This window comes from Phenylobacterium sp. (genome assembly GCF_016793285.1).
Lineage (GTDB): Bacteria > Pseudomonadota > Alphaproteobacteria > Caulobacterales > Caulobacteraceae > Phenylobacterium.
Genome location: NZ_JAEUMO010000201.1, coordinates 19602 through 33772, shown reverse-complemented (window position 1 = coordinate 33772; position 14171 = coordinate 19602). Strand labels below are relative to the sequence as shown.

12 protein-coding genes are annotated in these 14171 nt (G+C 70.9%); 7 read left to right on the top strand and 5 right to left on the bottom strand.

What is annotated here, in order from left to right:
• Together JNL41_RS17350 and JNL41_RS17345 are read right to left on the bottom strand one after the other, a co-directional pair.
• A partial coding sequence (locus JNL41_RS17350; protein WP_293477136.1) for an amidase family protein occupies positions 1-291 on the bottom strand: 291 nt, incomplete at its 3' end.
• 47 nt (positions 292-338) lie between these two features.
• On the bottom strand, positions 339-905 hold the full coding sequence (locus tag JNL41_RS17345) for a TetR family transcriptional regulator (protein ID WP_293477134.1): 567 nt from the start codon (positions 903-905) through the stop codon (positions 339-341).
• Between the two features lie 104 nt (positions 906-1009).
• Between JNL41_RS17345 and JNL41_RS17340 the strand changes: the two genes are divergently transcribed.
• The 6 genes from JNL41_RS17340 (at position 1010) to JNL41_RS17315 (ending at position 7885) form a co-directional block, all read left to right on the top strand.
• Positions 1010-2047 carry an alpha/beta hydrolase gene (locus JNL41_RS17340; protein ID WP_293477132.1) on the top strand — a complete coding sequence of 346 codons (1038 nt, stop codon included), beginning with the start codon at positions 1010-1012 and terminating at the stop codon, positions 2045-2047.
• 14 nt (positions 2048-2061) lie between these two features.
• The gene (locus tag JNL41_RS17335) at positions 2062-3099 is read left to right on the top strand and encodes a hypothetical protein (protein ID WP_293477130.1); all 1038 of its coding nucleotides are present in this window, start codon (positions 2062-2064) and stop codon (positions 3097-3099) included.
• Positions 3100-3189: 90 nt separating this feature from the next.
• Entirely contained in the window at positions 3190-3414 is a 225-nt protein-coding gene (locus tag JNL41_RS17330) for a helix-turn-helix transcriptional regulator (protein WP_293477128.1), read from the top strand.
• A 208-nt stretch (positions 3415-3622) separates the two neighbouring features.
• On the top strand, positions 3623-4360 hold the full coding sequence (locus tag JNL41_RS17325; RefSeq protein ID WP_293477126.1) for a Crp/Fnr family transcriptional regulator: 738 nt from the start codon (positions 3623-3625) through the stop codon (positions 4358-4360).
• A 276-nt stretch (positions 4361-4636) separates the two neighbouring features.
• Entirely contained in the window at positions 4637-5767 is a 1131-nt protein-coding gene (locus JNL41_RS17320) for a hypothetical protein (RefSeq protein WP_293477124.1), read from the top strand.
• Between the two features lie 120 nt (positions 5768-5887).
• The gene (locus tag JNL41_RS17315; RefSeq protein WP_293477122.1) at positions 5888-7885 is read left to right on the top strand and encodes a hypothetical protein; all 1998 of its coding nucleotides are present in this window, start codon (positions 5888-5890) and stop codon (positions 7883-7885) included.
• Positions 7886-7968: 83 nt separating this feature from the next.
• Here JNL41_RS17315 and scpA read toward each other — a convergent pair whose 3' ends face one another.
• From scpA to JNL41_RS17300, 3 genes are all read right to left on the bottom strand, one after another.
• Positions 7969-10128 (bottom strand): methylmalonyl-CoA mutase, encoded by a 2160-nt coding sequence (scpA, locus tag JNL41_RS17310; protein ID WP_293477121.1) that lies wholly within the window; start codon positions 10126-10128, stop codon positions 7969-7971.
• 184 nt (positions 10129-10312) lie between these two features.
• Positions 10313-11701: a methylmalonyl-CoA mutase family protein gene (locus JNL41_RS17305; RefSeq protein WP_293477120.1), complete on the bottom strand. Its 1389-nt coding sequence runs from the start codon at positions 11699-11701 to the stop codon at positions 10313-10315.
• Positions 11702-11764: 63 nt separating this feature from the next.
• On the bottom strand, positions 11765-12769 hold the full coding sequence (locus JNL41_RS17300) for an alpha/beta fold hydrolase (RefSeq protein ID WP_293477118.1): 1005 nt from the start codon (positions 12767-12769) through the stop codon (positions 11765-11767).
• A 148-nt stretch (positions 12770-12917) separates the two neighbouring features.
• Between JNL41_RS17300 and JNL41_RS17295 the strand changes: the two genes are divergently transcribed.
• On the top strand, positions 12918-14138 hold the full coding sequence (locus tag JNL41_RS17295; RefSeq protein ID WP_293477116.1) for a glycosyltransferase family 2 protein: 1221 nt from the start codon (positions 12918-12920) through the stop codon (positions 14136-14138).
• The last annotated feature ends 33 nt before the right edge of the window (positions 14139-14171 follow it).

Sequence of the window (14171 nt, the reverse complement as noted above, 5' to 3'; positions counted from 1 at the left end):
GCCCACCACGCCGTTCGAGTTCGCCTGACCCTCCAGGTCGATGTTGATCTTCGTCGTCACCGGCACGCCGTGCAGCAGCCCCAGCGGCTCGCCCGCCGCCTGCGCGGCGTCGCAGGCCCGCGCCGCCGCCATCGCCTCGTCCGACAGATCCACGACCACCGCGTTGATCGCGGGATTGGCCGCCTGCATGTGCGCGAGCTGCGCCTCGGTCACCTCGACCGCCGACACCCGCCGCTCGCGGATCGCCTTGGCCGTCTCCACCGCCGACCACTGCCAGATCTCGGATGCCATGCCGCTTCCCCCTCGGCCCGCATCGTGCGGACCGTGAAGGCGGCGCGTCAACCGCGCCGCAGCCGCAGCGCGAAGCCGTCCAGCATGGCGGAGAGGCCCGACTCGAAGTCGGCGTCGCTCTGCGGCGTGCGGCCGTCGGTGGCCTGTTCGGTGAGCGCCCATCCCATGGCGTAGCGGCCGACCGCCAGGAAGGCGAGACGGGCGTCGTCGGCGCCGAAGCCGGAGGCCTCCAGCCGTGCGCGGTTCGCCGGATAGAGCCGGGCGCGCCGCTCGGGCGTGGGCCGCCAGCCGACCAGCAGCCGCCCGCCGTCGCGCCGTGAGTGCGCCGCGCGCCGGATGCCGCGCGCGCCCTCGGCCATCCAGTCGCGCCAGTCGCCCGGCCGCGGGTCGGGGTCGGGCGGCGGGATCTCGGCGCTCAGCAGGGCCTCGGCCATGTGGTCGCGCAACTCGCCCATGCTCTTGAAGTGCCAGTAGAGCGAGGGGCCCTTCACGCCGAGTTCGGCCGCCAGCCGGCGCGTCGAGAGCTCGTCCAGCCCCACGTCGTCGAGCAGCCGGAGCGCCGTGGCTACGATGACGGCCTTGTCGAGCGGCGGGCGGTGTTCGGCGATGCTCACGCCCGCCGATAGCACGCGCCGAAATATGCCTGCAAAGATTCCCTACCAGTGCTAGGCAAAGGCCACGAACCGGCGGCAGACCGGGCGGACCAGGGAGGACGGCCATGCGGCGCACGCTGATGGTGGGGCTGGCGATGGGCTGGGCGGCGCCCCTTGCCTTGACGATGGCTGCGCCCGCGGCGGCGAAAGACCTGATGGGCGTGGCCTGCTCGACGCCCGCGCCCGTCCACTGCGCCGACAGTGGATGCGTCCAGGCGGACCTCGCCAACCTCGGCAACGCGGTGGAGACGAAGAGCGGGCGGAAGTTCTTCCTCGACTACCCCTGCGACCTGAAGCCCGGCGAGAAGGTCACCTTCATCCTGTCGCTGCACGGCGGCGGCTCGATCGGCAACTGGCAGCGCCACTACTTCCCGCTGATCGACCTGAAGGAGAAGTACCGGCTCGTCATCGCCACGCCGTCGGGCACCCGCAACGGCTGGGTCGCCGAGGCCGACGACCAGTACCTCCGCGACATCGTCACCGAGGTCGAGGACGCGGTCGGCAAGCGCAACATCAAGGCCTTCTGGCTCGCGGGCCACTCGCTGGGCGGCCAGACCTCGAACCGCATCCTCACGACGGACTTCTTCAGGAACCGCCTGACCGGCTGGGTTAGCCTTTCGGGCGGGCGGCTGGGCTCCAAGCGCGAGGAGGTGAGGGCGCCGATCCCCACCGGTTCGGGCGGTCCCGGCGGCCCGCCGCCGCCCGCGACGCCGGGCGGGCCGATGCGGCTCGCCGCCGACGCCTCGGTGCTGCCGGACTTCCCGTTCAGCCACATCTACGAGACCGGCGAGCATGAGCTCACCGCCGCGGGCCTGCCGGCCGACTCGAAGTGGGCCGAGAAACTCGAGTGCCAGGCGCAGGCCAGGCCCACGACGGTGGTCGACGCCAAGGCCGGCTACGTCCAGGACACCCGGCCCCAGCCGAACCCCAGCAAGGTCTGGGGCGGCCCGGCGCGGCCGGGCTCGGCGAAGATCTACGCCTATCCGAAGTGCGAGGGCGGCCGCGTGGTCGCCGACGTGGTGCGGCTCGACAAGGGCCACACCGAGGGCCTGGAGCCCAACGTGACAGAGGCCATCGTCAAGCTGATGCTGGCCGCCAAATGAGCCGGGAGGAGATCATGAAGCTGCAACTGGCGGCCATCGCCGCATTCGGGACGCTGATCGCCGCCCCCGCGCTCGCCCGCGACGTCGGCGGGGTCGCCTGCACCGCGCCGCAGCCAGCGCGCTGCGACGGCGAAGCCTGCGCGCCCGCGCTGGCCGACCTCGGCAACGCGACCGACGCCAAGACCGGCCGCAAGTTCTTCCTCGATTACCCCTGCGACCTGAAGCCGGGGGAGAAGGTCACCTTCATCCTCAACATCCACGGCGCCGGCTCCATCGCGAACTGGCAGCGCCACTACTTCCCGGCCTCGGACTACGTGCAGAAGTACCGGCTGGTGGTGGCGACCCCGAGCGCGGCGACGCTGGGTTCGATGGGAAGCGGCCCCGGCGTGCGCCGCTGGGACGCCGCGGCCGACGACGCGCACCTGCAGAACATCACCGACTTCGTCTTCGACAGCTTCGGCAAGTCGAACATCCGCTCGATGTGGCTGGCCGGGCACAGCCAGGGCGGGTTCACCTCGCGCCGCATCGTCTGCAGCGACTACTTCAGGGGCAAGGTCGACGGCTGGCTCTCGCTCTCCGGCGGCCGTATCGGCCAGGCGCCGTTCGTGCGCCAGTTCGGTCCGCCGAAGGCGGACGGCTCGCCGCCCGATCCGCGCCCGGCGGGTCCCAACCCGATGATGGGCGACACCCCGCCGGCCTGCGACTTCAGCCACATCTTCGAAGTCGGCCAGTGGGAGATCGACAGCCTGCCCGCGACCTCGCCCTGGGCCGACAAGTACGGCTGCGCCACCCGCACCCGGGAGAAGGACATCGTCGACACCAAGGCCGGCTACGTCTGGGACTACGCCCGCGCCGGCTACAAGGTCTGGGGCATGAAGGCGCGGCCGGGAACCTCCGAGGTCTTCGTCTATCCCAAGTGCAACGGCGGCCGCGTCGTCGCCGACGTGGTCCGGATGGACAAGGGTCATACCGAGGGGCTCGAACCCAAGGTCGCCGAGGCCCTGGTGAAGATGATCGTGGCGGCGCCCGGCGGAAAGGCGCAGGGGAGCTGACAAGCTCGCCTTGACCCGCGCGGAGGTCCTTTCGGAACCCGCGGCGGGGCGGTATGGCGTGCGGCCCGCGCACGCCATACGAGTTCCCTCATGATCACCACCGGCGACCACCTGCGTCAGGCTCGCGAGGCCATGGGATGGTCTCCGGCCGACCTCGCCCGCGCCCTGCGGTTCAACGAGAACCATGGCGCGAGCCGGATCCTGGAGATGGAGAAGGGCAAGCGCGAGCTCAGCGGTCCGCTCACCGTGGCCGTCGAGGCCCTGCTGCGCGGCTTCCTCCCGGACGGCTTCGAGCCGCCCCCGCCGCCGGCCTGACGGCCGCAAGCGGGGCCGGTCGCGCTGCTTGGTCGCACGGTCAAGGTTGCGCCGACGACATCGTCGCTGTTGAAAATTCGGCGCGCCTCGGCAAAGTCATAAAGTCGTCGTCGTCGGACAGGGTCGCCGTGCTCGCTTTGCTTTGTCAGGTGTTCGCTGCGGGAGGGGCGCCCGCCGCTGCATCGCCGCCCGCCGGTCGGTGGGCCGCATGCTAGACGTCCTGGACGACACGCTGATCACCGCGCTGCGGCGCCAGCCGCTGTTCTCGGGGCTCCCGCCCGAGGCGCTGGAAAAGGTGGTGGCCGCGGGCCTCTCGCGCACGCTGGAGCCCAACCACATCCTCTTCCTGGAAGGCGACTACGAGACCTCGCTGTTCGTCGTCCTGAGCGGTCAGGTGAAGCTCTGCGTCCACGCCCTGGACGGGCGTGAGATCGTGCTGGGCATCTCTGGGCCCGGCCATCTGTTCGGCGAGATCGCGCTGCTCGACGAGGGCCCGCGCACCGCCACCGCGGTGACCGTGCGCCCGACCCAGGTGCTACAGCTCGAGCGCGAGGCGGTGATGCCGGTGCTGCAATCGTCGCCCGATGCGATGCTCCAGGTGGTGACCCTGCTGTGCGGCCGTCTGCGCAGCTCGAACCAGATGCTCGAGGAGATCGTCTTCCACGACGCGCGCACCCGCCTGGCGCGGGCCCTGCGGCGCCTGTCGGACGAGCACGGCCGCGAGGAGGACGACGGTCTGCGCCTGCCGATCCGGCCCGCCGACGGCACGCTCGAAGCCCACGCCGGCCTCCAGCGCGACACCGTCAGCCGCCTGCTCCGCGCCTGGGAGAGCGACGGCATCCTGCGGGTCGAGGAAGACGGGATCCTGGTCCGCGACCGCGACCGCCTCGACCTGGCCGCCGGCCGTGCGCCCCGCCAGACCGCCGCGGCGCCGGCCCAGCCCTAGGGTTCGGAATCGATCTCCTCTCAACAAATTCAATAACTTCCACTCATCCCGGCGAATGCCGGGACGCAGATGGACTCACAGGCGGGCTCCACGAACTCCGGAGCCGATCCAACCCACCCCTCACGCCTTCGATCCGGGAAGAGCGGGAATCGAGTGCAGACTCTAGCGGCGTCAGGGCCCTCGACCGGGGCTGCGGAAGGGGTTCGTGGAGCGCCGGGATAACCGCGCTATACTCCCGGCCGACGTGATCGCGTCGCGCGGAGGGGGACGAGAACGATGGCGACTGGCGGCCGGCGCGCCGATCCCAGGGCCGAGGAGCACGGCCTGTTCAGCGACGCGCTGGCCGACTGGACCAACGACGACGTTCTGCAGACCGACGCGGCGCGGACGGCCCTGGGCGCCCGCCACCCGGCGGCCCTTCGCGTGCTGGACTGGCCCGAACTGCGGGCCCAGTTCGACAGGTACGATCCGCCGGCCACCCGGGACGGCCGGCGCGACCGTCGCTTCGGCCTCTGGTCCGTGGGGCTCGCGACCCTGGGCCTCGTGCTGGCGCTGGCCTCGCCACTGGCCGTGGGCGGCGAGCGCGTCGTCGAGGTGGTGGCGGCCGTCCTGGTGGTCGCGGGCCTGGCGATGATGGCCTTCCACCGGTTCGGCGCGGGATCGAGGGCGCGGACCCTGGCCCGTCGCTTCGGGGCCGAGCGGGCGAGGGCGCTCTATTTCCAGGCCGTGGTCAACAACCCGGACCTCGCGGCCCGCGCCATGACCGACGACGCGGCGCTCGACGACTGGAAGGCGGCGCGGACGCGGATGCTCGGCGACCTGCCCGAGCCCGGGGACCTGCCGGGCCAGATTCCCAGGCTGGCCGGGCCCGTCGAGGACGACACCGAGGCCTGGGTGGTGGCGGGATGGTCGCAGTCGCCGAGGGCGCCGGAACCGTCGAAGGACCTGGACCTCCTCCTCTCGCTGCTGTGCGGCCAGCGGCTGGACAGCCAGATCGACTATGTGGAACGCAAGCTCAGCGCGTCGCTGGGCGCGCCGGGCCAGCGGGCGGCTGTGGTGCGGATGCTGGGCCGGTTCCTGCTGGCGGCCGCCGCGGTCACGGGCGTCATGGCCGGCGTCCTGATCTTCGGCATGGGCCGCGCGCTCGGAAGCACCGACGTGAAGCTGGCCCTCGAAGTGGCGGTCGGGGCCCTCGTCGCGGCCATGGCTCTCGGCGTGACCAACGACGACCGGCGGCTGGCCAGCGACGCCGACCGTTACGCGGCCTCCTTCACGGCGCTATCCCGGGCGCGCGCCCGCTTCGACCGCGGCGGCCTCGCCGAAAAGCTCGCCGCGCTGCGCGACGTGGAGGTCGTCTGCTACCGCGACCTGCGCGCGTTCGTGGGCAACCACTGGCGTTCGCGCTAGCGGAGCCAGACGGCGCCGTCTGGCGGGAAACATTCGTGTAACGTAGATAACGCAGATTGCGGACGCGCCCTCGCGTTTGTCGGGGGTGTTTCGCACGCGAATCGGAATGGGGACGCCTCGATGACCAACCGCCTCGGCCTTGCCGCTGCCCTCCTGGCCGGAACGGCCCTCGTCTCGAGCTGCGCCACGGACCGCCCGGCGACGAACGCCATGGCCGCCGGCGCGGCGGTCGACGCGGCGGCGACCACCCCGGCCAGCGTGGACAACTTCATGCTCGCCGACGCCAACCTCGAGGCGACGGAACTCTACCGCTTCGCCGACGCCCCGGCGTTCGTGATCGTGACCCAGGCCAACGGCGACGCGGTGCTCCATGGCCAGGCCAGGGCGCTCAACGACCTCGCCAGGGCCTATGGCGAAAAGGGCGTCGAGTTCCGGATGCTCAACTCGACCCAGAAGGACACCCGCGAGGCGATCCTCGCCGAGGCCGGCAAGGCCGGCTACGCGATCCCCATCCTGATGGACAACAACCAGTTGATCGGCGAGGGCCTGGGCGTCACCCGCTCGGCCGAGGTCTACGTCGTCAACCCGAAGACCTGGACGGTCGTCTACCGCGGCGGCATCGCCGGCGCCGGCGCGGCGCTGGACGCGTTCCTGGCCGGCAAGCCGGTTCCGGCGGGCGTGGCCTCGACGGGCGCGACGATCGCCTTCCCCGAACGCGGCGCGGCGGCCAACGCCAGGCTGACCTACGTGAAGGACGTCGCCCCGATCCTCGAGAAGAACTGCGTCGCCTGCCACCAGGAAGGCGGAATCGGCCCGATGCAGCTCACCAGCTACGAGATGGTGAAGGGCTTCTCGCCGATGATCCGCGAGGTGATCCGAACCGACCGGATGCCGCCCTACAACGCCGACGTCCACGTCGGGAAGTTCTCGGACACGAAGAACCTCAGCGCCGCCGACATCAAGACTCTGGTCCACTGGGTGGAAGCCGGCGCGCCGCGCGGCGAGGGCGCCGACCCGCTCTCGGCCAGGAAGCGCGTCGCCGCCGAGTGGCCGCTGGGCAAGCCGGACCTGATCCTGAACGTGCCGGAGTACAAGGTCCCGGCCTCGGGCATCGTCGACTACCAGCGTCCCTACACCCTGAACCCGACCACCGAGGGCCGCTGGATCCGCGCGACCACGGTGAAGCCCGGCGACCGCCAGGCCGTCCACCACGTCCTGACCGGCTGGATGAAGGAAGCGCCGGCCAACGGCGTGGCGTCGGAGACCCGCTGGCGCGGCTCGGTCGGCGGCTACGCGGTGGGCGCCGAGTCCAATGTCTTCGGCGGCGACGTCGGCACCTTCCTGCCCGCCGGCGGGGCGGTCGGCTTCCAGATGCACTACACGCCCTACGGCAAGGAAGCGGTCGATAAGACCCAGATCGGCGTCTACTTCCGCAACGACATGCCGAAATACATTATGCGCAACGTGGTGGTGATCGACCCCACGATCGAGATCGCCCCGAACGCGCCGCGCCACAAGGAAGTGGCCTACGTCGAGTTCCCGAACGACGCGCTGCTCTACTCGGCCTTCCCGCACGCGCACTACCGCGCCTACGCGTCGGACCTGTGGCTCCAGACGCCGGACGGCAAGAAGACCCTGCTGCTCAGCCTGCCGCGCTACGACTTCAACTGGCAGCGCAGCTACACCTTCGCCGAGCCCATCAAGGTCCCGGCGGGCTCGAGGCTCATCGCCAACTACATCTACGACAACTCCAAGCGGAACCCGGCCAACCCCGACCCGTCGATCAAGGTGTCCTGGGGCGAGCAGAGCCATGAGGAGATGCTGTTCACGTCGGTGGCGTTCCGCTGGGTCGACGAGACGGCCGCCAAGCAGATCGACTCCGACGCCCGCTTCGCCTCGACCCGCATGCTCGGGATGATGGACGACAATATCGACGGCAAGCTGCAGAAGGCCGAACTGCGGGGCCAGATGGGCCAGATGATCGGCCGCTTCTGGAGCGCCATCGACAAGAACGCCGACGGTTCGCTCGACAAGGCCGAACTCGCCGCCGCCCAGAAGATGATGCCCCAGCGCCGCCGCGGTTCCGACGGCCCCAACGAGAACACGCCGCTGGGCTGACGCTCCGCGGCCCGGTCCTTCCGCCACGCCTGGCGGAAGGACCCGGCCTGGCCGGATCCTGCGCCGGCGCGCATGTGCGCGGTCTACTGCGCGGCCTGCTCCTGCGCATAGCCGAGCTGCTCGTTCAGGCGGTCGAGCACCTCGATGGCGGCCTCGGGGATGACCGTGCCGGGCGGGAAGATCGCCGCGACGCCCATGTCCTCCAGCGCCTTGAAGTCCTCGGGCGGGATGACGCCGCCGACGAACACCAGGATATCGGGCCGGCCCAGCCTGGCGAGCTCGGCCTTCAGTTCCGGCACCAGGGTCAGGTGGCCGGCGGCCAGCGAACTCGCGCCCACCGCATGCACGCCGGTCTCGACGGCCTCTGCCGCGGCCTCGGCCGGCGTCTGGAAGAGGTCGCCGATCTCGACGTCGAAGCCGAGGTCGGCGAAGCCCGAGGCGATCACCTTCTGGCCGCGGTCGTGGCCGTCCTGGCCCATCTTGGCGACCATGATGCGCGGCTTCCTGCCGTCGGCCTGCCGGAAGGCTTCGGTCATCGCCTTGGCGCGCTCGGAGGCGGCGGTCGAGCCGGCCTCGCGCAGGTAGACGCCCTTGACCGCGTCGGCGTGGGCCTTGTGGCGGCCGAACACCTTCTCCAGCGCGTAGCTGATTTCGCCCACAGTGGCCTTGGCGCGGGCCGCCTCGACGGCCAGCTCCAGCAGGTTGCCCTTGCCGGATGCGCCGGCGGTCAGGGCGTCGAGGGCGGCCGCGACCGCCTCGGGGTCACGCTCGGCCTTCAGCCGGCGCAGCTTCTCGAGCTGGGCGTTGCGCACGGCGGTGTTGTCGACCTTGAGCACCGGGATGTCGTCCGGCACATCGGGCCTGTAGCGGTTCACGCCGACGACGCTCTGCTTGCCCGAGTCGATGCGGGCCTGGATGCGGGCCGAAGCCTCCTCGATCCGCCGCTTGGGCAGGCCCTCCTCGATCGCCGCAGCCATGCCGCCCAGGGCTTCCACCTCGGCGATGTGCTCCAGCGCGCGCGCGGCGAGGTCGGCGGTGAGCTTCTCGACGTAGAAGCTGCCGCCCCAGGGGTCGATCACCCGGTTCTGGCCGCTCTCCATCTGCAGGAAGAGCTGGGTGTTGCGCGCGATGCGGGCCGAGAAGTCCGTCGGCAGCGCCAGCGCCTCGTCCAGCGAGTTGGTGTGCAGGCTCTGGGTCTGGCCGCCGGTCGCGCCCATGGCCTCGATGGCCGTCCGCGGCACGTTGTTGAACACGTCCTGCGCCGCCAGCGACCAGCCCGAGGTCTGGGTGTGGGCGCGGAGCGAGAGGGAACGGCTGTCCTTCGGGTCGAAGTGCTGCTTCATCAGCTTCGCCCACAGGAGGCGGCTGGCGCGCTGCTTGGCCACCTCCATGAACATGTTCATGCCGGCGCACCAGAAGAACGACAGGCGCGGCGCGAACTGGTCCACCGTCATGCCGGCCGCGACGCCCGCGCGGACATACTCGACGCCGTCGGCCAGGGTGTAGGCGAGCTCCAGGTCCAGCGTCGCCCCGGCTTCCTGCATGTGGTAGCCGCTGATCGAGATCGAGTTGAACCGCGGCATCTCCCTGCTGGTGTAGGCGAAGATGTCCGCGATGATCCGCATCGAAGGGCCGGGCGGGTAGATGTAGGTGTTCCGGGTCAGGAACTCCTTCAGGATGTCGTTCTGGATCGTGCCCGACAGCTTCTCGTGCGGTACGCCCTGTTCCTCGGCGGCGACGATGTAGAGCGCCAGGATCGGCAGGACCGCCCCGTTCATCGTCATCGACACGCTCATCTTGTCGAGCGGGATGCCGTCGAACAGCGTGCGCATGTCGAGGATGCTGTCGATCGCCACGCCGGCCATGCCGACGTCGCCCGTCACGCGGGGGTGGTCGCTGTCGTAGCCGCGGTGGGTGGCGAGGTCGAAGGCGATGGAGAGACCCATCTGACCGGCCGCGAGGTTGCGGCGATAGAAGGCGTTGGAATCCTCGGCCGTCGAGAAGCCCGCGTACTGGCGCACCGTCCAGGGGTTGGTGGCGTACATCGTCGGATAGGGGCCGCGGACGAACGGGGCCAGCCCGGGGAAGCCCGCCAGCGCGGTGACAGCCTCGGCGTCATCGGCGGTGTAGGCGGGAGAGACGGCGATGCCTTCCGGCGTATCCCAGGCGGCGCCGCCCGCCGGCGCGAACCCGACGGCGGGGCCGTCGTAGGGCAGGGTGGCGAAGTCGGGAAGGTGGGTCATTCGAACGCTCCCCTTCTCCCCTTGCGGGAGAAGGTGTCGGGCGTATGCCCGACGGATGAGGGGTCGCGCGCCGCCATGTCGGCGTCACGCGGGGCTGCAGCGGTTCGGTCGGCGCGACCCCTCATGCGGCCCGCTTGCGCGGACCACCTCCCGCAGGGGGAGAAGGACGCGAGGACGTCACAGATCACGCCAGAACCTCATGCTTCTCCGAAAGGCGGACAGCTTTCAGAGCGGGGCACGCGCTGTCGGGACCGGGCAGGCGCACGTCGGGGGCCCGGGCCGGTGCGCCCGCATCGACGTCTACCCGGGTCTTCTCGGTCGGTGGAAAGGCCGTCACGCCCAGGATCTTCGGGTCGCCTCGCTCGGAGACCGACGTCTCGACCTCGCGGGCGACGAGGCCGCGCTCGAGCGCCGCGACCAGCCCGCCGGCCGCCTCGATCGCCTGCAGCCTGGCCCATGCCGCACGCGCGATCTGGTCGGTGAGGCTGTCGAGATAGCCAGAGCCTGCGGCCGGATCGGCGACGCGGCCCACGGCGGCCTCTTCCATCAGCACCAACTGGGTGTTGCGGCTCTGGCGGCGGCCGAACGCGGTGGGCAGGCCCAGCGCATCGGTGAAGGCGCCCAGCACCACCGCATCGGCCCCGCCGGCGGCGGCGCCGAAGCCGGCGGCGGTCAGCCGGATCATGTTGGTCCAGGGGTCCTGCGCGGTCAGCATCCGCCGCGAGGTCCGCGCCTCGATCCGCGCCTGGGCCGCTCCGCCCGAGGCGGTGGCGATGCGGGCGAAGACGGCGCGGGCGGCGCGCAGCTTGGCGATGGTCAGGAAGTAGTCGGCGTCGGCCGCCAGCCCCAGCGTGATGCGGGCGAACGCGTCGGCCGCCGTCATGCCGGCGCGGACCATCGCCCTGGCGTAGGCGATCGCGGCGGTCGCGGCCACCGCGACCTCCAGCGCCTCGCCGCCGCCGGCCTCGTGGGCCACGCGCCCCGAGGCCAGGAAGAGCTGGGCGTGCGGATAAGTCTGAGCGTGGCGCGCGGCGACCGTCGCGGCGCTGAGGATGTGGCTCTCGACAGGCCCGGGCGAGGCGCCGGCCTCGGCGAAGGCGCTGAGCGGGTCGAGGTTGAAGCAGAGCTTCGCGGCCGGCGACGACTTCGCGACCGCGTGCAGCGCGTCGGCCGCCTTCGCGCCTGCGAAGCCCGCATCCAGGCCGACCGGCGCCAGCTCGACGACGACGTTGTCCAGCGCCACGGCCAGGCCCTCGGCCGTCGCATGGCCGGCGACGATCACCGAGGCCGCGCCGCCTTCGAGGTCGGCCAGCAACTCGGCGTTGGCTCTCGCCGGATCGGCCTGGGCCGAGGCCACCCGCAGGTCCCAAGGCCGCTCGGCGTCGAACGGGCGGGCGGGGAAGGGCGCTTGCGCCGTGCTGGCGGCGTAGAGGGGCGCGATGGGCAGGCCTTCGACGGTGGCCTTGTTCAGGCTCTCGAACGGCTTGTCGCCGAGGGTCTTGGCCACCAGCGCACGCCAGGCCGCCTCGCCCGCAGGCGGGAATCCGGGATCGAGTACGCTTGCGTCGGCCATGGGCGAATTGCGCCTCGGCGCCCGCAAACGTCAAGTTCACGCGGGGTTAGGCCTCGGCCGCGCCTAGCCTTCCTTCACGATGCGCCAGACCCGCTTGGCGGTGATGAACTTGCGGTTGGGGATCGTCTCGGCGTCCCTGCCGGCGAGGACCGCGCTCAGGTCGGCGGCCATGGCGGGGCTGTTGATGTAATAGCTGTGGCCGACCACCACGTCGGCGTCCTTGGCCACCTTCACGCAATCCACCAGCACGATCTTCTTCGGGATGAGGTCGATCAGCCTTGGGCCGTCCGAGCCCAGCCGGTCGGGGTTTCCCTTGGTCGTGTCCGAGATCACCAGCGCGCGGTCGGAACCGTTGAAGTAGACGGTGACGCGTCGCCCCAGCCGCGGCAGCAGTCTCAGTTTCTCGTCGGTCTCGAAGGCGTCGTCGTCCTCGTCCGGCGCGGCCAGGAGAATCTGGTCGAACAGCCGCGTCAGCGCCGTCGGGTCCTTCTTCAGCACCGCTTGCAGGCCCTGCCGCAGGACGTAGGCCCCCATGCTGTGGGCCAGGAGGTGCAGGCAGCGGTCGCAGTAGTCCTCCTTGCTGAGCCTGGTCAGATACTCGAGCAGCTTCAGGTAGGCGCGCGCGACGGACGGCCCGGAGGCGCGGGCGTCTTCCCGGTCGCTGTAGTAGGACATGAAGGGCACGGCCTGCCCGTCGGACGGCCAACTGAAGACGACGATGTTGACCGGCCGCCGGTCGATCCTGAGGCTGGCGGCCAGGCGCGCGCCCGCGGCGAGCGCGCCTTCGAAGGTGACATTGAAGCCGTGGATGAAGACCAGTGTGTCGCTGCGTCCGTCGCCCATCGCGGTGCGCAGGTCGTCCAGGAACCTCACCGATCCCGGCTTGCCGCCGGGCGGCTGGTCCGGATACACGGCCAGTTTCGTGGGCTTCAGCCCGGCGTCGAACTCGGCCTGGCCGAAGCGCAGGGCGGCGACGCCGTCGGGGTTGAAGCGGGGGCCGAACGTCGGCCGGCCATCGGCTTCCATGTAGTTGCGGTTGGTGGCGAAGAAGACCCGGACACCGGCCATTGGCGATCCTCCCCCGAAGACGCGCACTCTAGGCAACTCAGGCGCGACCCGACAAGCGGATGCCACCCTCGGATAGGGGGTCGCTGACATCTCCTTAACCGACGCGGCCCGTACTCAGCCGCTCATCGCCGACTTCCGGGACCGCCCTATGCCAGCCTCGCGGCCGCTCCTCAGCCTGTGCCTCGCGACCTGCAACCGCGCCCACTACCTGGAGCGCTACCTGACCCACCATCTGACGGCGTTCGAGACCGCCGGGATCGACTACGAGGTGGTGGTCTCCGACAACGCCTCGAGCGACGACACGCCCGGGATCCTGGCGGCGTGGGCCGAGCGGTATCCGCGCATGCGGGTGATGCGCCAGCCGCACAACCTCGGCGCCTATCCCAACATCCTGACGACGCTGCGCGAGGCGCGGGGCGAGTTCGTGGTCAGCATCTCCGACGACGACCTGGCCGTGCCGCACCAGCTTCTGGCCTATGTCGAGACCCTGGCGGGCGATCCCGCGCTCGCGATGATCCAGGCGCCCTGGTATCTGATCGACGAGACCCAGGACGACGCCATCACCGGCAAGTTCTACGACTTCGAGGGCGAGCAGCGGTTCGGGGCCCACCAGTACGCGCGCTGCCTCGCCTTCGTGCTGGAGAACCACGTCTTCCCCGAGTGCTGGATCGCGCGCCGCTCGGCGCTGCCGAGCCTGGTGGGACCCACGACGCGCTTCGCGCACAGCTACTTCGTCTTGCTGGCGAACGCCCTGGGGCAGGGCGACGTGCTCTTCAGCCCCGAGCCGCACATCGCCGCGACCGCCGTGGCCAAGGGCGCCAACGCCCACGTCGGTAACAGCGAGGCCATGGAGGGATGGGACGTCTATCGCGGCGGGCTGGAGTGGCTGACGTCGTGCGCGCGGCAGTCCAATCCCGGGGTCCTGCCCGACGCGATCACCATGGGGGCCGCGATCACCGGCTTCGTGTGCGAGCGCATGGTGGTGGCGGCCCGCCTCCAGGTCCATGCCCGAAACTGGTCGAACGCCTATCAGATCCTGCGCCGCCTCCACGCCTATGAGGTCCCGCTGGACATGGCCGTCCCGCCCGACGACATCGCGCGGCTGGCGGCGGTCGAGACGGCGCTGGCGGAGTGCGCCCAGCGCGGCGCGAGCCAGATCGTGGTGGCGGACGGCGTCCCCGACCATGTGCTGGAGCGGATGAACCTGCCGGCGGGGGCGCACGTCATCCGGTCGGATGGCGTGGCTCCGACGGACGTGCGGCGAGGTTACGTCGTCGTCGGCGAGGCGGCGCACGACTCGATCCGGCTGCAGGACTTCACCAGCGACATCGTCGCGGCGATGAACCGTTTCCCGACCTTCGGCGGCTGAACGCCTGCGGCGCAGCCGTCACCCGACGTCACC